This is a genomic window from Corallococcus sp. EGB (assembly GCF_019968905.1).
Taxonomy (GTDB): Bacteria; Myxococcota; Myxococcia; order Myxococcales; family Myxococcaceae; genus Corallococcus.
On sequence record NZ_CP079946.1, the window covers coordinates 865,207 to 882,289 of the forward strand.

The following is a 17,083-nucleotide window of genomic DNA, read 5'->3' on the forward strand; positions in this document are numbered from 1 at the left end:
GCGCGCGCCGTCTGGCTGCACGGCTGGCTCGGGGGGTGGCCGGCCGGGCGGCTTCAGGCCGCGCCGGGGGCGGTCAGCCGGGCGGCGATCTCCGTGGCGGCCCGCTCGCCGGACTCCACCGCGCCGTCCAGGTAGCCGCAGCCCTCGATGGCCGTCTCCGTGCCGGCCCAGTGCACGCGGCCGAACGGGGCCCGCAGCGCATCGCCAATGGCGGTGAGGGTGCCGGGGCGGGGCAGGCCCACGTAGCAGCCGGTGCTGAATGGCTCCTGCTTCCAATCCAGCGCCGCGACGGCCACGGGCGTGAGGGCCTGGGGGCCGAAGAAGCGAGCGAAGTCCGCCAGCGCGGCGCGGTGGAGGTCCTCGGCGGGACGGCCGGTCCACGCGCGGGCGGTGTCGCCCAGGAAGAAGCCCACGAGCGCGGGGTGGTGTCCGTTCGGGCCGCAGTCGTCGAAGCACAGGCGCACCGGGCCCACGTCGCTGACGGCCTCGCCGGACAGGCCCGCTTCACGCCAGAAGGGCGTGGCATAGGTGGCCACGACCTTGATGACGCTGCCCATGGGGATGTCCGCGTGCGCGCGGCGGCGGCCCGGCGGCAGATCCGCGCCAAGGTCGATGCGCTCCGCGAGCGCGGGCGGCGTGGCCACCACCGCGTAGCGCGCGCGGAAGGCCCGGCCGTCCTCCGTGGTGGCGGTGACGCCGCGGGCGTCCTGGAGCAGGGCCTTCACGGGCGCGGAGAGGACGACGCGACCCGCGGGCAGGGCTTCCGCCAGACGCCGTGAGAGGGATTGCGCGCCGTCCACGAAGCGCTCCGCCTGGGCGCCGCCCTCAATTTCGGTGAGCGGCATGAGGCCGCCGTTGGAGTGCACGTAGGAGAGGAAGTGCAGGAAGGACAGCTCCGAGGGCTCCGCCGCGAACACCGCGCGCGTGGCGATGTCCAGCGCGGCGCGGGCGCCCCAGGTGGGAACGTGGCGCTGCTTCCAGTCCTCCACGGTGAGGGCGTCCCACTCGGAGGCCCTGGGCGCGGCGGCGGGCTGCTCACGAGGCACGCGCTTCGCCAGGCCCTCCAGCTTCCAGACGATGCGCTGCAGGTCCAGCAGTGACAGGAGGGGCAGGGACGGGACCTTGCCCTGGTACGTGCGGCGCTCGCCGCGCACCTCCAGCACCTTGGTGCCCTGGTGGTGCTGGGGGAAGCGCTGGAGGCCCAGGGTGTCCGCGAGCTTGAGCACGTGCCGCTGCCTGGGGCCCACCCACTGGCCGCCCAGGTCCACGAGCCCGCCGCCCACGTCACGGGTGAGGGTGCGGCCGCCCACGCGGTCTCGCGCCTCCAGCACGGCGACGGTGGCGCCGGTGCGAGCGATGTCCCGGGCCGCGGTGAGCCCCGCGACGCCCGCGCCGATGACGACCACGTCCACGCTTTCACCCATGGTGTGGCGGACTCTATGCCGGAAGCGGCGGGTGGCTAGGATGCGCGCGGACCGTCAGACGGGAAGGGTGGAGGACCGGATGTTCGCGTTGGAGCTGGTGGAGAAGTTGCGGCGGGTGTCGCCGGGCGCGGCGAACGCGCTGACGACGCTCGCGGTGAAGAACATCGTCCCGCTGGCGGGGGCCATGGGCTACCGCGTGGACGAGGTGACGGACGCGCGCGTGAAGGCGACGGTGCCGCTGGACCGCAAGACGAAGAACCACGTGGGCAGCGTGTACCTGGGCGCCCAGGTGACGGTGATGGAACTGACGATGGGCGTGATGCTCTTCCGCCGCTTCCCGCCGGGCCAGTACAAGATGCTGGTCAACCGCATGGAGGTCGCCTTCCACGCGAAGGCGAAGTCAGCGGTGAGCGCGGTGTGCGAGCCCTCCGAAGAGCTGCTCGCGAAGCTCGCGTCGGAGCTGCGCGCGACGGGCGACAAGGCGGAGGCGTGGATTCCCGTGCGGCTCTTCGGCACCGACGGCCAGTGTGTCGCCGAGTCGCGCTTCCTGGCCGTGTTCAAGCGCGGGTAGCTACCGCGCCGGCTCCTCCTCCAGGAGGAAGTCGGCGATGGTCTTCCACATCGCCTCGAACTGGGGGCGGCGGAAGCCGGAGCCGGAGATGAGCCAGTCCACGTGCGGGGGCTGGTGCGCCGGCTGGTCGAAGTGGCCAATGGCATCCAGGTGGTCCGCGCGCACCGCGGTGAGCACGCGGCCATACACCTGCGAGCGCGTGGGCACGATGCCGTCGCACGCGGTGGGGCCGGGCATGGCACCGTAGGCCTGCACCAGCGCCGCGGTCTGCGCGGGCGTGTGCAGGGGCAGCTGCGTGAGCGGCATCCGCTGCGTCTGGCTGTACACGAACGCGTAGATGGTGTGCGTGAGCTGCGCGTATGGATCCAGGCCCGCCGCCAGCCGCGTGCGCAGGGACGGCGGCCGGGCCTGCGTCACCACGGAGCCGTAGCGCACGCCGGGCCGGTCGTGCGTGCCGCCGTTGAACAGGTCGATGCCCTCCGGCGTGAGCTGGGGGATGAGCGACGTGTCGCGCCCCACCTCCCACAGGAACTTGGCCACCGCGTCGCGCCGTTCGGTGGAGAAGTCCCCCAGGAGCTGGTCGAAGAGCTGATCCAGCAGCGTGGCCTTCCAGCCCAGCTGATCATCCGCCCGCGCCATCAGGTGGCCGAAGCGGAACACCACGCTCAGGGGCAGCCGGCCAAAGCGCAGCACATACATGGTGAACAGCGACAGGAGCTTCAACAGCTGCTGGCCGAAGAGCCCCAGGAAGAACGTGGCCAGCGGCGTGCCCGCGTGGGGCGCGGACACCGTCACCACGGAGCGCACGCGGCGCGCGAAGGGCTCCAGCTCCAGCGCGTCCGACACCTGCGCGCCGGGGGAGACGAACAGGCGCGCATCCAGACCGCCGGTGGAGTGGCCCACCAGGTGGATGGGGCCGTCGTCCCCGGAGGCCGTCTCGCTCACGGCCTTGAGCAGGTCCGCGGTGCGCTGACGGATGGAGGCCGTGGGGTGGGAGACGATCGTCACCACCTCCGCGTCGACTCCCCGGCGGGCGAGGTCCTGCTTGAGGAACTCGTACGCGTGGCCGAAGTAGAGGAGCTCGCCCAGGTTGGTGAATCCGAAGAATCCCGGGACGAGGTAGACGTGGTGCTTCACGGACATGGGCCCATCAGCATACCCCACGCTCCCGGGATGGGCTTGGAATACCCGGCGTCTCCCAGGGTTGACGCGCCCCCGGCCGCGTTGACAATCCCGGCGGTCCGTTCCCCCTAGCCACGAAGGAAGACTCCCCGTGTACCGCAGACTGCTCGCGCTTGGCCTGCTGTCGTCCCTCCCCGCCGCGGCGGAAGAGGGCATGTGGACCTACGACGCTTTCCCCGCCGCCCAGGTGAAGAAGGCCTACGGCTTCGAGCCGACCCAGGCGTGGCTGGACAAGGTGCGCCTGGGCTCGGTGCGGCTCGCGGGCGGCTGCTCCGCGAGCTTCGTGTCGCCGGACGGTCTGGTGATGACGAACCACCACTGCGTGCGCAGCTGCATCGAGGAGCTGACGACCGCGAAGGATGACCTCCTGGCGAAGGGCTTCCAGGCGAAGACGGCGAAGGAGGAGCGCCGCTGTCCCAAGATTGAAGCCAACCAGCTGGTGGAGATGACGGACGTCACCGAGCGGATGAACGCGGCGACGAAGGGCCTGTCCGGCGCGGCCTTCAACACCGCGCTCAAGAAGGAGATGGCCGCGGTGGAGGCCGCGTGCACCACCGGCGCGGACGTGCGGTGCGACGTGGTGACGCTCTACAACGGCGGCAAGTACCAGCTCTACAAGTACCGCCGCTTCCAGGACGTGCGGCTCGTCTTCGCGCCGGAGTTCTCCATGGCGGCGTTCGGCGGGGACGCGGACAACTTCAACTTCCCGCGCTACGGCTACGACGTGTCCTTCGTGCGCGTGTGGGACGGCGACGCGCCGGCGAAGAGCCCGGACTACCTGCCGTGGGCGAAGGAGGGCGCCAAGGAGGGGGACCTCGTCTTCGTCTCCGGCCACCCGGGCGGCACGGAGCGCAAGAGCACGGTGGCGGAGCTGGAGTTCCAGCGCGACGTGGCGCTGCCCCAGACGCTGCTGCAACTGGCGGAGATGCGGGGCGCGCTGCGTGAGTTCACCAGCTCCTCGCCGGAGCGCTACCGCGTGGCGCGCTCCAGCCTGCGCGGCGTGGAGAACGGCCTGAAGGCGCTGAAGGGGCGGCAGGAGACGCTGGCGGATCCCGCGGTGCTCGCGCGCAAGCGGCAGGAGGAGGCGGAGTTGCGCAAGCGCATCGACGCCAATCCCGAGGCGAAGGCGCTGACGCAGGGCATGTGGGAGGAGACGGCGCAGGCGCTGGATGCGTGGCGCCGGATGATGAACGACTACCGCATGAAGGGCGCGGGGGATGCGTTCCGCTCCGACCTGTTCTCCTACGCGCAGGCGCTGGTGCGCGCGGCGGATGAGCTGCCCAAGCCCAACGGCGAGCGCCTGCGCGAGTACACCGACGGCCAGCTGCCGGCGCTGAAGCAGCGGCTGTTGCGCGAGGCGCCCATCCCGGCGGAGCTGGAGGCGCTGACGCTGACGTTCGGCTTCAACAAGCTGCGCGAGACGCTGGGCGCGGATGATCCGTTCGTGCAGCGGGTGCTGGAGAAGGACGCCCCGGCGGACCTGGCGAAGGCGCTGGTGCGCGGCTCGAAGCTGGGCGACGTGAAGGTGCGCAAGGCGCTGCTGGAGGGCGGCAAGGCGGCGGTGGACGCGTCGAAGGATCCGATGATCGTCCTGGCGCGCAAGGTGGACGCGGAGACGCGCGCGTCGCGCAAGCGCTACGAGGACACGGTGGAGGCGGTGCTCAAGCGCAACGGCGAGCGGCTGGCGAAGGCGTACCTGCTGGTGAATGGCACGGCGGGCGCGCCGGACGCGACCTTCACGCTGCGGCTCAACTACGGGCAGGTGAAGGGCTGGGACGACAACGGCAAGGCGGTGCCCGCGCTGACCACGTTCGGTGGCGCGTACGGGCGCGACACGGGCAAGGAGCCCTTCAAGCTGCCGGCGCCGTGGGTGAAGGCGAAGGGCAAGGTGGCGGACGCGACGCCGCTGGACATGGCGACGACCAACGACATCATCGGCGGCAACTCCGGCTCGCCGGTGGTGAACCGGGACGGACAGGTGGTGGGGCTCATCTTCGATGGCAACCTGCCGTCGCTGGGAGGCCGCTACCTCTACGTGCCGGAGACGAACCGCGCGGTGGCGGTGCACGGCGACGGCATCCTGGCCGCGCTGGAGCACGTCTACGGCGCCACCCGCGTGGTCAACGAGCTGAAGGGCGCGCAGGCGGCGTCCGCGGCTCCGGCTCGCTGAGGCAGGCACGCCCGAGGGGGCGGGAGGACATCAGTCCTTCCGCCTCCATGGCTGCCCGCACGGCCGGGATGTCTCCTGCGTGCGCCTTGAACCGCTCCAGGAAGAGCCGCACCCAGCGGGCCGGCACGTCCTGGGTCTTTGTTGAGAAGCAGTACGCGCCCCGGCCGTCGAGCTTGAGCGAGTCCAGGAAGGGGTAGACGTCGTGCACGCCGCGCGCAACACCTTCTCGTCCGAGTGGATCACCGTCCGAGCCCCTTTCGGGGCTGCGCCGGAATGACGGGCTCCAGCAGCCCTTTCGCTTCCAGCTCGGCGCGCACGGAGGGGATGTGGCTCCGGTGTGCCTTGAAGCGCTGGAGGAACAGCCGCACCCAGTGCAGCGTGGGCGTCAGCGTGCCCCAGGTGTGGAAGTAGCCGCCCCGGGCATCGGGCTGGAGCGAGTCCAGGAAGGGATTCAGGTCGTGCACGCCGAGCAGCGGACGGTGCGGCGGCAGCACCTGGAGCTTGCGATTCGCGGGGGCCTGGTCGTTCAACGTCCGCGTCCATGCGTAGCGTTCGCGAAGGAAGCGGTTGAAGAGGCGGTGCCCGTCGTGTTCCTGGAGGAGCGCGCGCAGGAGCTGCACCTGCTCACCTCGATCCAGCAGCGCTCCCTTGCGGCGCTGCCGCTCGCGTCGCTGTGCGCACCGCCTGCGATGCTGACGCCGCGAGGCTTCGACGGGGTCCTCGAACGCGGGCGTGTCCTTCAGATGGAACCACGCATGCTCACCGATGACCCCCCTGGGCAGGATGCCGCGCACGTGGCCCGCTCGGGCTTCATGAGGCAGGTTCCGCGTGCGGGCGGTGGCCCAGCGAATGAAGGGGTTCACCTTGTCGCCCCAGCGCCGCAAGTTCATGGCCTGGCGGATCTCGATGTCCTCCCACGGAGCGCAGGGCGGAACGTCTTCCTCCCAAGCGCTGTTCCGCATCCACGCCGCCAACTCGCGCCGGGCCTCGCTGCGAGCCGCGCGGTGCACGCGGGCGCGATTCCAGCGAGCGTGCTCCCGGTTCTTCGCCGGCAGCAGCGAGCGCGCCATCTGCCGGACCTTCTCGTCTGAGTGGATCATCGCCCGCGGGCCCTCCGTGGCCGCCGCGGACGTGGCGCGCACCCATCACCTGACGCGCACTGGACGTCCCCCACCGCAGCACGTCGGGTGCAAAACAACCGTGAGACAGAACCTCCCGGGTGATTGGTGCGTCGCGTCAGCAAGGCGCTACGTTGATGACGCGGGGTTGAATCCATCTCTGTCTTCGCACGGTTGTGTTCCCCGGAACGCATCCGTCCGGGCGCCTTCCCGGGGTGGTTGGGAGCCGGTGCCCGTCGTGCGGTAGCATCTTGCTCGTCTCACGCCGGGGGGAGGGAGGATGCACGATGGTGGTGGAGGCTCCGGAGCCCCGGAAGATGTCGGCCATCATGTTCACGGACATGGAGGCCCCCGCAGGTCAACGCTGGCGGGATGAGTCGCTACAACAAGCGCTGCACGAGGAGCACGGCCAGCTGGTGCGCGGGCTGCTCGCGCGCCACGGCGGCCGCGAGGTGAAGCGCATGGAGGAGGGCGGCTTCCTGCTGGAGTTCGAGTCCGGCCCGCCCGCGGTGGCGTTCGCGCTGGAGTGGCGCGCCGCCGTGGACGCGCGCAACCGCGCCGTGCCTTCCGAGCAGCGCATGTCCGTCCGAGCGGGCGCGCACCTGGGCATGGTGGTGCACCGTGACGGCGACGTGTTCGGCGAGGGCGTCAACCTGGCGGCCCGCATCGAGTCCCTGGCGCGCCCGGGCACCGTCTACGTCAGCGAGACGGTGGCCGCGCAGCTGGAGGGCCGGCTGAAGGCGCCCCCGGTGAAGCTGGGCCGCAACGAGTTGAAGAACATCCGGCTGCCGGTGGCGGTGTTCCGCATCGACTCTCCGGCGGAGGGCCGCGATGAGCGCGCGCTCCTGTCTCGCGTGCGTTCACTGCTGGGCCGTAAGCGCGCGCCCGCGAACGGTTGAGCGTGGGGAGTCGGCCGCGCGGCGATAAGGTGCCGCGCCATGTCCGAGCTCACCCTGGTCGTTGGTTCCAAGAACTACTCCTCGTGGTCGCTGCGTCCCTACCTGGCCCTGGCCCACACCGGCCAGCCGTTCCAGGAGGTGCTGGTGCCGCTGGACACGCCGGAGACGGCGGCACTCATCGCCCTGCACTCGCCCAGCGGGCGGGTGCCGGTGCTCAAGCACGGTGACACGCTGGTGTGGGACTCGCTGTCCATCTGCGAGTACCTGGCGGAGGCCTTCCCGGAAGCGAAGCTGTGGCCCACGGACCGCGCGGCGCGCGCGATGGCGCGCTCGGTGACGTCGGAGATGCACTCGGGCTTCCAGGCGCTGCGCACGAACCTCCCCATGAACATCACCGCGCGCAAGACGGTGCCGGGGGTGGACGCGCCGGGCGTGCACGCGGACATCGCGCGCATCCAGGCGCTGTGGGAGGGCTGCCGCGAGCGCTACGGCAAGGGCGGGCCCTTCCTCTTCGGCGCCTTCACCATCGCGGACGCGTTCTTCGCGCCCGTCGTCACCCGCTTCGTCACCTACGGCGTCCCGTTCCGCCCGCAGAACATCGCGTACCGCGACGCGGTGCTGGGCCTGCCCGCGATGCTCAAGTGGACCGAGGCCGCCCGCGGCGAGCCCGAGCTCGCGCGCTACCGGTAGCTCACAGCCCCAGCGACTTCAGCTGCGCGTCGAACGTGGGCGCGTCCGTGAAGACGTACCCGCGCAGCCCCAGCGCGCGGGCCGCGTCCACGAACTCCGGCAGGTCGTCGAAGAAGGCGGCCTCCTGCGGCTCGCAGCCGGCCTCCTGGAGCGCCAGCCGGTAGATGGCCGGCTCCGGCTTCACGTGCCCCACCTCGCAGCTCATCACCAGCGCGTCGAAGCGCTGAAGCAGCGGCAGGCGGGGCTTGAGCCACGCCACGTGCAGCGCGTTGGTGTTGGACACCAGCACCCGCTTCACCCGCCCCGCGAGCCCCTCCACGCGCGGCAGCACCGCGTCGTGCACCGTGAAGTGGCTGCTCCACAGGGGCGCGAACTCCTCCATGGGCAGGTCCACGCCCAGCGCGCCGCACACGTCCCTCCGGATGCCCTCCGCGTCCAGGAGGCCCCGGTTCGCCGCCGTCCACCCCGCGCCGGTGAGCCTGCGCGCGGCCTCTCGCGGCTCCATCCCCGCCCGCGCCGCCAGCCTGGCGAAGAGCAGCGCGTTGTCGTGGAACACCAGCACGTTGCCCAGGTCCAGCAGCACGGCCTTCACGGCGGGGACGGCGGACACGAGGAGGCTCCCGGTTCTAGATGCGGTAGGCGCGCGCGACGCCTTCCATCTGGCTGGCGACGTCCTGCAGCCGCTTCGCCGCGCCGGTGGTGGACTTCAGGCTGGCCTGCGTCTCCGTCATCATGGAGGACAGGTCCGTCACCGCGCTGAAGATCTGCGCGATGCCCGCGTTCTGCTGGTTCACCGCCCCGGCGATCTGCCGCGCCGCCGCGGCGTTGTCCTGGACGATGGTGGCCAGCTCCTTCAGGTGGTCGCCGCTCGTGCGCACCTGCTCCAGGCCCTCCGCGACGCTGGAGTGGCTCTGCTCCGTCATCTTCGCCGTGGAGATGATGGCGTGGCCCAGGTCTCCCAGGATGTCGCGCACCTTCTCCGTGGCCTGGATGGACTGATCCGCCAGGTTGCGGATCTCCCGCGCCACCACGCTGAAGCCCTTGCCGTGCTCGCCGGAGCGCACCGCTTCGATGGCGGCGTTGAGCGCGAGCATGTTGGACTGGTCCGCCAGGTCCTTCACCGTCTGGGTGATGCCGCCAATCTGCTGCGTGCGCTCGTTGAGCTGCACGATGCGCATGGCCATCTCCCCGGACTGCTCGTGCAGCCCCTGGAAGCCGCCCAGGCTGTCGCGGATGGCGATCTCTCCCGCGCGGCCCACCTCCTCCGCGCGCGCCGCCACGCCCAGCACCGTCTCCGCCTTCTCCGCGGCCAGCAGCGACGTCTGCTTGATCTCCTGCGCCGTCACCTGCGTCTCCTGGAGCGCGGCGGCCTGGCGGGCCACGTTGCGCTCCTGGACCTCGGAGGCGAGGTTCAACTCCGCCACGGTCTCGCTGAGGACGTGCGTGCCCTCCTGGAGGCTGGTGGCCGTCTCGCGCAGGTTCTTCATCATCTGCCCGAAGGCCTGGGTGAGCTCGCCCACCTCGTCCCGTCCTGCCTTCACCTCCATCACCTGCGTAAGGTCGCCCTCCTTCACGACGCGGCGGACCACCTCACTGAGCGCGCGCAGCGGCTGGGTGATGCCGCGCGCCAGCACCCACGAGCCCAGCCCCACCGCCGCCACGAAGAGGGCGGCCAGGCCCAGCACCAGCTGGCGCATCCGGTTGAGCGGCGCGTAGGCCTCATCGAGGTCCACCTGGGCGATGAACCTCCACCCGTCTCCCACGTCGCGCACCTCCGAGCCGTTCACCGCGACCGCCTCCACGCGGCCCGCGTCGTCGTGCCCGCCCGGTCGCGTGTCGAACAGCGTCCGGCCGTCCGCGCCCCGCAGCTCCAGGGAGAAGCTCGAGTGGCCGCGGCGCTGGGCGCGGGCGAGCGCGGGCTTCACCAGCTCTCCCACCTGGCCCCAGTCGAACGCGGCGAGCAGCACGCCCAGCCGCTGGCCGCGCTCGTCCAGCACCGGCACCGCCAGGGGCAGCACGTGCACGCTGTAGATGGGGTCCTCCACCTCCACGCCCTCCGCGGTGGTGGTGCCGGCCTGCGCCTTCTTGAACCACGGCGACTGGCGCACGGCCTCCGCGCCCCCGGCGTACGCCTCGCGCAGCGCGGGCGTGCTGGCGGAGACCGCCACGCCGTCGTCGCTGAAGAGCACGATGCCGTTGAGGGTGAGGTAGCGCCGCTGCAAGAGCGACAGCATGGCGTCGCTCTCTGTGGGGTTCTTCGTGCGCAGCGCCTGGCGCAGGAGCGGGTCCTCCGCCCAGCTGTGCGCGCTCGCCTCGCGCTCCGCCAGGGTGGACTCCAGCAGGTCCTTGAACCCCTCGGCCTCCATGCGCAGCGCGGCGTCGATCTGCGCCTCCGTCTGCTGGCGCATCAGCCGGTCCTGCAGGCCGGTGAGCGCCAGGAGCGGCACGCACGAGACGAGGGTCATGTACAGCAACAGCCGCCCACGCAGCGTCAGGGACGGCAGGATTGAAGAAGGCATGGCACGCCGGCGCGAAGAAGAGGACCCGGATCCCTATACCAGAACCCGGGCCCCGAACCCCCTGGCCGACTGGCCGCCTACAGCACGGGCACCCGTTCAGGCAGCTCCCGCGCGGGCAGGTTGGAGTAGTCCGCGTCCAGGTCCAGCCGCACCCGCTGCTTCACGCGCGTGCTGAGCAGCCCCCGGAGCAGCCCCAGGAACCCCGGCGGCGCCGCGATGACCACCTGGTCGAACGCGTGCGTGTCCACCCCCTTGTCCAGGCGCGCGGACAGCTCGCGGGCGAAGCGCTCGTGCTCCAGCTGGCGACGGCCGTCCGGCTCGTTCTCCGGCACCGGGCCGTGCAGCGTGCCCGCGTTGGGGTTGTCCGCCTGGTTGAGCAGGTCGGCGGCCCTGGCTCGGCTCTCGTCATGTTGGAACTGCTCGATGAGGTCCCACTTCTCCGCCTTCGCATCCGTGGCGAAGAGCCGGGCCCGACTCGCGTTGGCCACCAGGATCCAGAGCCTCTTGTCCGCCATCTTCACGCCTCCTTGTCTCTTGAGGGATGCGGACCCCCACGGGTCCCGGCAAGCTTCCCCCAGCGAGCCGACTCCCCGTCGCGCGGAGGCCAGGCGGCCCGGCCGCCGCTCCCCTCCCGGCGGGGAACACTCCGCGTGCCCCCGGGGCCTTGCGACCTCCGCCCACGTTGACCCGCCGCATCCAAGCGGCGACCATCGCGCGCGGGGGATTTGGACGGGAGTGGGTTGTATGGAGACGTATTTCAATGTCCGTCGGATTCAGGTGCGCGGTCGCCGCACATGCCCCCTGTCCACGCGGCATACGGCAGGTGAATCGTCACGTGGCGAAAGTTTTTCTGCCTCACGCGCGACAGATGCCCTCCCCTGGGTTGCAGGGTGGCCCGGCCGTGGAAACTTGATCGCGCCATGGGCACTGACGACCTGCTTGCGCTCACAGTCCTGTCCGAATCGGGTGACGCCGTGACCGACGGGGGCGGGGCTCCGGTCGTGATGTCGCCGGCCGGACAGGAGGCCCAGGAAGGGACGGTGCTGGGCAACTACCAGCTGGAGAAGCTGCTGGGCGAAGGGTCCATGGGCCGGGTCTTCCAGGCGCGGCACGTGCGGCTGGGGCGCCAGGTGGCGCTCAAGGTGCTCAAGCCGGAGCACGCGCGGGACAGCTCGTTCGTGCAGCGCTTCTTCCAGGAGGCGCGCACCGTCAATCAGATCAACCACGAGCACATCGTGGAGGTCTTCGACTTCGTGGACGAGTCGCCCGACGGGCACGTCTACTGCGTGATGGAGCTCTTGCGCGGGCAGAGCCTGGCGGCGCTCCTGAAGGAGGAGGGCCTGACGCTGGAGCGCGTGCAGCGCATGGGCGTGCAGGTGTGCGCGGCGCTGGGCGCGGCCCACCAGGTGGGCGTGGTGCACCGGGACATCAAGCCGGACAACCTCTTCATCACGCAGCGCTCCGGGCAGCAGGACTTCGTGAAGGTGTTGGACTTCGGCGTGGCGAAGCTCATCACCACGCAGACGGGCGTGAGCCTCACCGGCACGCTGGACGGGACCATCATCGGCACGCCGGCGTACATGGCGCCGGAGCAGGCCGCGGGGCTGCCGGTGGATGCGCGCGCGGACATCTACGCGGTGGGCAACATCCTCTACGAGATGCTCTCCGGCCACCCGCCCTTCCAGGCGCCGGCCTTCGGGCAGCTGGTGGTGCAGATCATCACCCAGCCGCCGCCGCCCCTGCCCACGCACCTGCCCTCGGGCGAGCGGGTGCCGCCGGAGCTGGCGGACCTGGTGATGCGCTGTCTGGCGAAGGAGCCGGAAGCACGGCCCCAGCAGCTGGCGGAGGTCACCACGGCGCTCCTCCTGCTGCCCACCGCGCCGGTCGCGCCCGCGCGCGCGGAGGCGCTGGGGGTGGAGGAGGCGGAGCGGCCCACCCTGCGCATGAAGGTGCCGGGCCTCCTGCGCGATCGGCGGCTCCAGGTGTCCGCGGGGGTGGTGGCGCTCGCGCTGGTGTCGGGCATCACCACGTGGACGGGGCTGCGCTCGATGCGCGCGTCGCGGACGGCGGAGGCGCCGGCCGCCGTGGTCACCGCGGGGGCGCCGCTCGCGGACGCTCCGGTGGTCGAGGGCTCGGCGGACGCGGTGACGCTCACGGTGCAGTCGTCGCCGCCGGGCGCGAAGGTGGTGCGCATGGACACCGGCGAGGAGCTGGGCACCACGCCGCTGACGAAGGCGCTGAGCCGCAAGGCGGTGCCGCCGCAACTGCGGGTGGAGCTGGCCGGCTACGTTCCGCTGGAGCGCAAGGTGGAGCTCGCGCAGGATGCCGCCGCCGCGGAGCTGACCGTGCCGCTCGTGAAGGCGAGCGCGGGCCCCCGCCGCGCCCCCGCACGCACGCCGGGGCGCAAGGGAGGAAGTCGGGATGCGGTCATCGACCCATTCGCGTCGCAGTGAGCGCAAGGCCCTGGGCCTGGTGCTCGCGCTCGCCCTGGGGACGCCGTTCCCGGGGGTGGCGGCGGACGCGACGGTCAGCGCCTCGGAGACGCAGGCGCGGGAGAAGTTCTCCGAGGGCAACCTGGCGTACGACCTGGGCGAGTTCGACCGGGCGCTCAAGGCCTTCAGCGAGGCGTACCGCCTCAAGCCGCTGCCCGCGTTCCTCTTCAACATCGCGCAGTGCCACCGGCAGCTGAACAACCCGTCGCGCGCGGCCTTCTTCTACCGGCGCTACCTGGCGCTGTCGGAGGGGGAGCCGGCCAACGCGGACACGGTGCGCGAGCTCACCGCGGAGATGGACACGAAGGCGCGCGTGCAGGAGGAGCAGCGCCGGGAGCGCGAGCGCTTCACCCGGGACCGCGAGCTGCAGAAGGCGCGGGAGCAGGCCGCGCTGGCGGAGGCGCGCGCCAACGAGGCGAGGCTCGCCGCGACCCCGGCGGCCCCCGCGCCGGAGAAGAACGGGGCCTCCGACGCCCTGGCCATGCAGGTGCCGGACGCGTCCGTGAAGGCGGAGGCTTCAGCCTCCAAGCCGTGGACGCGCCGCTGGTACGTCTGGGCGGGCGCGGGCGCGGTGGCGGTGCTCGCGGGGGGCGCGGTGTGGCTCGCCACGGCGCCGAACCCGCGGGGCACGACGCTCGGCACCGTGGGGCGGTAGGCGGCTTCTCCCGCCGCCGGGGGGCCCGGGCTGTCAGCGCTGCGGCGGTGGCGCGGAAGCCTGGGCCAGCACCTGCGCGGCGATGCGGCCGATGCGGGCGTGGAACGACGGGGCGTCGTGGAAGGTGAGGCGCACGTCGCCTACCTTCAGCTCGTCGCCTGTCGTCAGCAGGCGCGGCTGTTCGGCCTCCAGCGCCTCGCCGTTCACCGTCACCGGCCGGGACTGCGCCAGCCGCTCCACCTTCCAGCCGCCGTCCGGTGTCGGGTGCAGCGCCAGCTGGTCGCGCGACACCGTGGCGTCATTCACCACGAAGGTGTTGTGCGACGCGCGCCCCAGCTTCAGGGGGCCGCGCTCCGCCACCCCCATCAGCTCGAAGCACAGCGCGTCGCCCGCGGGCAGGCAGTCGCGCAGGTCCATCATGGGCAGCCGCGTGGCCGCCACGTTCTGCTCCTCGGGGACGTTCCACGCGCCCGCCTCCCACACCAGCCACGCGTGCGGGTACTTGGCGTTGAACTTCTCCTGGAGTGCCATGTGCTGCCGGATGAGCAGCGAGAGCAACAGGGCTCGCATGCCTCAGTCATAACCCCATCCGCCGCTTCCGTGTCGCCCTGACGGCTACCCAGGTGTCCACGATTGGGCGAATGGACCGCGCGCCCATCCTACAACCGCGCCACCACGGCCTTGGCCATCCGCTCCGCCGCGCCGGAGGCCATGGGCAGGAAGAGGCACGGCTCCGTCACCTCCACCTCCTGCAGCCGGGTGCGCCCCGCGTTGTCCGTGGCCACGTCCACGCGCGCGTACAGCAGCCGCGCGCCTCCGGACGCCTCCATCACCTCGTGTGCCAGCTGGCGCTCCACCGGATCCTCCGGCGTGAAGCCGTGCGGCTCCGTGAAGCCCCGCGGCGCGGTGGACAGCGTGGGCGGGCGGCGCACCGCGTGGCTGAAGACGCCGTTGAAGAAGATGTAGGAGCGCTCGCCCTCCGTCTCGAAGGCGCGCAGGTAGGGCTGCACCATCACGTCGCCCTCCTTCGCCAGGAGTGCCACCCGTGCGCTCGCGTCGTCCCACTGCTCGCGCCGGAAGATGAAGACCTTGAGCCCGCCCGCGGCCACCGCGGGCTTGAGCACCACCGCGTCCCAGCCGCGCTCGCGCGCCGTGGCCGCCACGTCCAGCGTTCCGCCGGGCGGCACCCAGACGGTGGGCGTCAGCGGCAGGCCGCGCGCCTCCAGCGTCTTCAGGTAGCCCTTGTGCGTGTTCCACCGGAGCACGTCCGCCGGGTTGAACAGCCGCGTGACGCCGGCCACGCGGTCCGCCCAGGCGACGAACTCCTCGCGGCGCAGGTGGCTGTCCCAGGCGTTGCGCACCACCGCCGCGCGCACGCGGCTCCAGTCCACCGTGGGGTCGTCCCAGATGACCGGTTGTGCGTCCAGGCCCAGCGCTTGGAGCGCGGGCACCAGCGGCGCGTCCAGCGGGTTCATCTGCGGCAGGCCAGCGTAGGTGATGACGGCGATGTCCAAGGTGCAAGAGCTCCCGGTGAGGAAACGCGCCGCGTTCTAACGCGCTCCCGGGCTCCGCGCAGCGTCGCCCCCGGTGTCAGGCCGGGCGCGCCAGGGGCGGCCCGCCCACGGCCCCCGTCTCCACGGTCTCCTGCGTCAGCTGCTCCGCCAGCGCCTTCGCCTCGCGCGCCACCCGCCCCAGCTCCGCCTGGCCGTGCGGGAAGGGGGCCGCGGGGCCCTCCAGCGCCAGCAGCTGTTGCCGCAGCGCCGCGCCATGGGGCGTGCGCTTCGCCGGGTCCTTCTGGAGCAGCTGCATGACGATGAGGTCCAACGCCAGCGGCACCGCGGGGTTGAGCTGCGAGGGCGGGACGACCTCCTGATCCACCGCCGCGCGCAGGAGCATCTCCTCCGAGTGGCCGCTCAGCGCGCGCCGGCCGGTGAGGGCCTCGTGCAGCGTGAGCCCCAGGGCGAAGAGGTCCGCCCTGCCGTCGATGTCCCTGCCCATGGCCTGCTCCGGCGCCATGTAGCCCAGCTTGCCGCGCACGCTGCCGGCCACCGTGAGGTTCGCGCGGACCGCGTCGCGCGCGATGCCGAAGTCCGACAGCTTCACCTCGCCAATGCGCGACACCAGGATGTTGGGTGGGTTCAGGTCGCGGTGCACCAGCCGCAACGGCACGCCGTCCGCGCTGGTGCGCCGGTGCAGGTAGTCCAGCGCGGACGCCAGCTCCGCGGCCAGGAACGTCGCGGCGGCCACGGGCAGCGGCCGGCGGTTCCGCGGGTTGAGCAGGGCGCTCAGGGGCAGTCCGTCCACGTACTCCATGGCCAGGAAGTAGGTGCCGCCGTGGCGGCCCAGGTCGAACACCTGGACGATGTTGGGGTGGTAGAGCGACGAGCACAGCTCCGCCTCGCGCCGGAACATCGTCACGAAGGCCGCGTCGTCCGCGTACGACGGCAGGATGCGCTTCAAGGCCACCTGCTTCTCGAAGCCGCCCTCCGGCGAGTACGTGGCCCGGTACACCTCCGCCATGCCGCCGGCGCCCAGCCGCTCGTGCAGCACGTACTTGCCCATGACCTCCTGCTCACGCAGCGCCGCGAGCGCGCTCCGCGTGCGCTCCAGGAAGTGCCGCGCCAGCGTCGCCGTCAGCGCGCCCGTGGCCACGAAGAAGAACGCGCGCACGCAGATGAACAGCGGCGCCAGGGTGACGAGCGGCTTCTCCGGCAACAGCGGCCGAACGAAGCCGAAGTAGAGCGCCAGGTACTCCGCCGCCACCAGCGCGCCCGCGGCCAGCCCCAGGCGCGGGTTGCTGCGCAGGCCCGCCAGCGTCACCAGCGTGCCCCAGATGACCAGCGTGGGCGCGGTGAGCGCGTAGACCGGACCCTGGTAGCGCAGGTCGAACGTGAGCACCACCGCCGGGATGCTCACCTCGATGAAGACGTTCAGCCATGGGATGGCCGGGTGGAACGCGCCGGAGCGCAGCACCCACCACATGCAGCCGTAGTAGCCCGACAGCACCGTGGCCAGCCCCATCAGCGCGAACGTCAGGTCCCAGCCCATCGCGGGTCCCAGCGCCGCGGCCACCACCACGCAGATGGCGGACAGGATGCTCATGAAGCGCGCCACGGACAGCTCACGCGCCTGCGCGTCCCGGCGCAGGTGAGCATCCAGGAAGCGCGACACGGTGCTCGATGGATTCCGGGTAATCATGTCCCCCCTACTTTAGAACGTGGCAGGCCGCGTCATCTGCCTGCCCCCCCACACGTTGGGTGCGCTCCTACCATACCTCCCGCCGCTGGGTAGACCTTGGGGGCTCCATGAAGTGGACTTCAGGGGTCAGGTATCGCTGAAATGTTGCAGTCCTGCCTCACGCCG

General features: G+C 71.7%; 15 protein-coding genes. 6 read left to right on the forward strand and 9 right to left on the reverse strand.

Going from position 1 to position 17,083, the window contains the following annotated elements; all coding sequences use genetic code 11:
- Positions 1–53: 53 nt before the first annotated feature.
- Positions 54–1,424: an FAD-dependent oxidoreductase gene (locus KYK13_RS03665; protein ID WP_223641996.1), complete on the reverse strand. Its 1,371-nt coding sequence runs from the start codon at positions 1,422–1,424 to the stop codon at positions 54–56.
- A 40-nt stretch (positions 1,425–1,464) separates the two neighbouring features.
- Here KYK13_RS03665 and KYK13_RS03670 point away from each other — a divergent pair, with 40 nt between their 5' ends.
- Positions 1,465–1,995, forward strand: a complete 531-nt coding sequence (locus KYK13_RS03670) for a DUF4442 domain-containing protein (RefSeq protein ID WP_223641998.1) — start codon at positions 1,465–1,467, stop codon at positions 1,993–1,995.
- On the opposite strand, the gene KYK13_RS03675 is transcribed toward KYK13_RS03670, so the two are convergent.
- Entirely contained in the window at positions 1,996–3,138 is a 1,143-nt protein-coding gene (locus KYK13_RS03675) for a triacylglycerol lipase (RefSeq protein WP_223642000.1), read from the reverse strand. It abuts the gene before it with no gap.
- 130 nt (positions 3,139–3,268) lie between these two features.
- Between KYK13_RS03675 and KYK13_RS03680 the strand changes: the two genes are divergently transcribed.
- Positions 3,269–5,347: a S46 family peptidase gene (locus KYK13_RS03680; RefSeq protein ID WP_223642002.1), complete on the forward strand. Its 2,079-nt coding sequence runs from the start codon at positions 3,269–3,271 to the stop codon at positions 5,345–5,347.
- A 239-nt stretch (positions 5,348–5,586) separates the two neighbouring features.
- Here KYK13_RS03680 and KYK13_RS03685 read toward each other — a convergent pair whose 3' ends face one another.
- Entirely contained in the window at positions 5,587–6,447 is an 861-nt protein-coding gene (locus tag KYK13_RS03685) for a hypothetical protein (protein ID WP_223642004.1), read from the reverse strand.
- Between the two features lie 305 nt (positions 6,448–6,752).
- Here KYK13_RS03685 and KYK13_RS03690 point away from each other — a divergent pair, with 305 nt between their 5' ends.
- Together KYK13_RS03690 and KYK13_RS03695 are read left to right on the forward strand one after the other, a co-directional pair.
- Positions 6,753–7,364 carry an adenylate/guanylate cyclase domain-containing protein gene (locus tag KYK13_RS03690; RefSeq protein WP_223642006.1) on the forward strand — a complete coding sequence of 204 codons (612 nt, stop codon included), beginning with the start codon at positions 6,753–6,755 and terminating at the stop codon, positions 7,362–7,364.
- Positions 7,365–7,403: 39 nt separating this feature from the next.
- A complete protein-coding gene (locus KYK13_RS03695; protein ID WP_223642008.1) occupies positions 7,404–8,054 on the forward strand; it encodes a glutathione S-transferase family protein in 651 nt (216 codons plus the stop codon).
- Between the two features lies 1 nt (position 8,055).
- On the opposite strand, the gene KYK13_RS03700 is transcribed toward KYK13_RS03695, so the two are convergent.
- The 3 genes from KYK13_RS03700 to KYK13_RS03710 form a co-directional block, all read right to left on the reverse strand.
- Positions 8,056–8,664 carry an HAD family phosphatase gene (locus tag KYK13_RS03700; RefSeq protein WP_223642010.1) on the reverse strand — a complete coding sequence of 203 codons (609 nt, stop codon included), beginning with the start codon at positions 8,662–8,664 and terminating at the stop codon, positions 8,056–8,058.
- 16 nt (positions 8,665–8,680) lie between these two features.
- Positions 8,681–10,573, reverse strand: a complete 1,893-nt coding sequence (locus KYK13_RS03705) for a methyl-accepting chemotaxis protein (protein WP_223642011.1) — start codon at positions 10,571–10,573, stop codon at positions 8,681–8,683.
- A 77-nt stretch (positions 10,574–10,650) separates the two neighbouring features.
- A complete protein-coding gene (locus KYK13_RS03710; protein ID WP_223642012.1) occupies positions 10,651–11,088 on the reverse strand; it encodes a host attachment protein in 438 nt (145 codons plus the stop codon).
- Positions 11,089–11,493: 405 nt separating this feature from the next.
- On the opposite strand from KYK13_RS03710, the gene KYK13_RS03715 reads away from it, so the two are divergent.
- Together KYK13_RS03715 and KYK13_RS03720 are read left to right on the forward strand one after the other, a co-directional pair.
- Positions 11,494–13,026, forward strand: coding sequence for a serine/threonine-protein kinase (locus KYK13_RS03715; RefSeq protein WP_223642013.1), 1,533 nt, complete (start codon positions 11,494–11,496; stop codon positions 13,024–13,026).
- Positions 12,995–13,720, forward strand: a complete 726-nt coding sequence (locus tag KYK13_RS03720; protein ID WP_223642014.1) for a tetratricopeptide repeat protein — start codon at positions 12,995–12,997, stop codon at positions 13,718–13,720. Before KYK13_RS03715 ends, KYK13_RS03720 begins: the two co-directional genes overlap by 32 nt.
- Before the next feature lie 33 nt (positions 13,721–13,753).
- Here the strand turns inward: KYK13_RS03720 and KYK13_RS03725 are convergent, their stop codons facing one another.
- The 3 genes from KYK13_RS03725 to KYK13_RS03735 all read right to left on the reverse strand — a co-directional run bounded on the left by KYK13_RS03725 (position 13,754) and on the right by KYK13_RS03735 (position 16,918).
- Positions 13,754–14,290 (reverse strand): FHA domain-containing protein, encoded by a 537-nt coding sequence (locus KYK13_RS03725; protein WP_223642015.1) that lies wholly within the window; start codon positions 14,288–14,290, stop codon positions 13,754–13,756.
- 89 nt (positions 14,291–14,379) lie between these two features.
- The gene (locus KYK13_RS03730; RefSeq protein ID WP_223642016.1) at positions 14,380–15,234 is read right to left on the reverse strand and encodes a RimK family alpha-L-glutamate ligase; all 855 of its coding nucleotides are present in this window, start codon (positions 15,232–15,234) and stop codon (positions 14,380–14,382) included.
- 76 nt (positions 15,235–15,310) lie between these two features.
- Positions 15,311–16,918 carry a serine/threonine-protein kinase gene (locus tag KYK13_RS03735; RefSeq protein ID WP_223642018.1) on the reverse strand — a complete coding sequence of 536 codons (1,608 nt, stop codon included), beginning with the start codon at positions 16,916–16,918 and terminating at the stop codon, positions 15,311–15,313.
- Between the last annotated feature and the right edge of the window lie 165 nt (positions 16,919–17,083).

Excerpts from the sequence above, each read along its gene's own strand:
- KYK13_RS03735 (WP_223642018.1), bottom strand. The coding sequence starts at position 16,918 with ATGATTACCCGGAATCCATCGAGCACCGTGTCGCGCTTCCTGGATGCT.
- KYK13_RS03725 (WP_223642015.1), bottom strand. The coding sequence starts at position 14,290 with ATGCGAGCCCTGTTGCTCTCGCTGCTCATCCGGCAGCACATGGCACTC.
- KYK13_RS03710 (WP_223642012.1), bottom strand. The coding sequence starts at position 11,088 with ATGGCGGACAAGAGGCTCTGGATCCTGGTGGCCAACGCGAGTCGGGCC.
- KYK13_RS03670 (WP_223641998.1), top strand. The coding sequence starts at position 1,465 with ATGCGCGCGGACCGTCAGACGGGAAGGGTGGAGGACCGGATGTTCGCG.
- KYK13_RS03675 (WP_223642000.1), bottom strand. The coding sequence starts at position 3,138 with ATGTCCGTGAAGCACCACGTCTACCTCGTCCCGGGATTCTTCGGATTC.
- KYK13_RS03690 (WP_223642006.1), top strand. The coding sequence starts at position 6,753 with ATGGTGGTGGAGGCTCCGGAGCCCCGGAAGATGTCGGCCATCATGTTC.
- KYK13_RS03715 (WP_223642013.1), top strand. The coding sequence starts at position 11,494 with ATGGGCACTGACGACCTGCTTGCGCTCACAGTCCTGTCCGAATCGGGT.
- KYK13_RS03705 (WP_223642011.1), bottom strand. The coding sequence starts at position 10,573 with ATGCCTTCTTCAATCCTGCCGTCCCTGACGCTGCGTGGGCGGCTGTTG.
- KYK13_RS03685 (WP_223642004.1), bottom strand. The coding sequence starts at position 6,447 with ATGATCCACTCAGACGAGAAGGTCCGGCAGATGGCGCGCTCGCTGCTG.
- KYK13_RS03720 (WP_223642014.1), top strand. The coding sequence starts at position 12,995 with ATGCGGTCATCGACCCATTCGCGTCGCAGTGAGCGCAAGGCCCTGGGC.
- KYK13_RS03665 (WP_223641996.1), bottom strand. The coding sequence starts at position 1,424 with ATGGGTGAAAGCGTGGACGTGGTCGTCATCGGCGCGGGCGTCGCGGGG.
- KYK13_RS03695 (WP_223642008.1), top strand. The coding sequence starts at position 7,404 with ATGTCCGAGCTCACCCTGGTCGTTGGTTCCAAGAACTACTCCTCGTGG.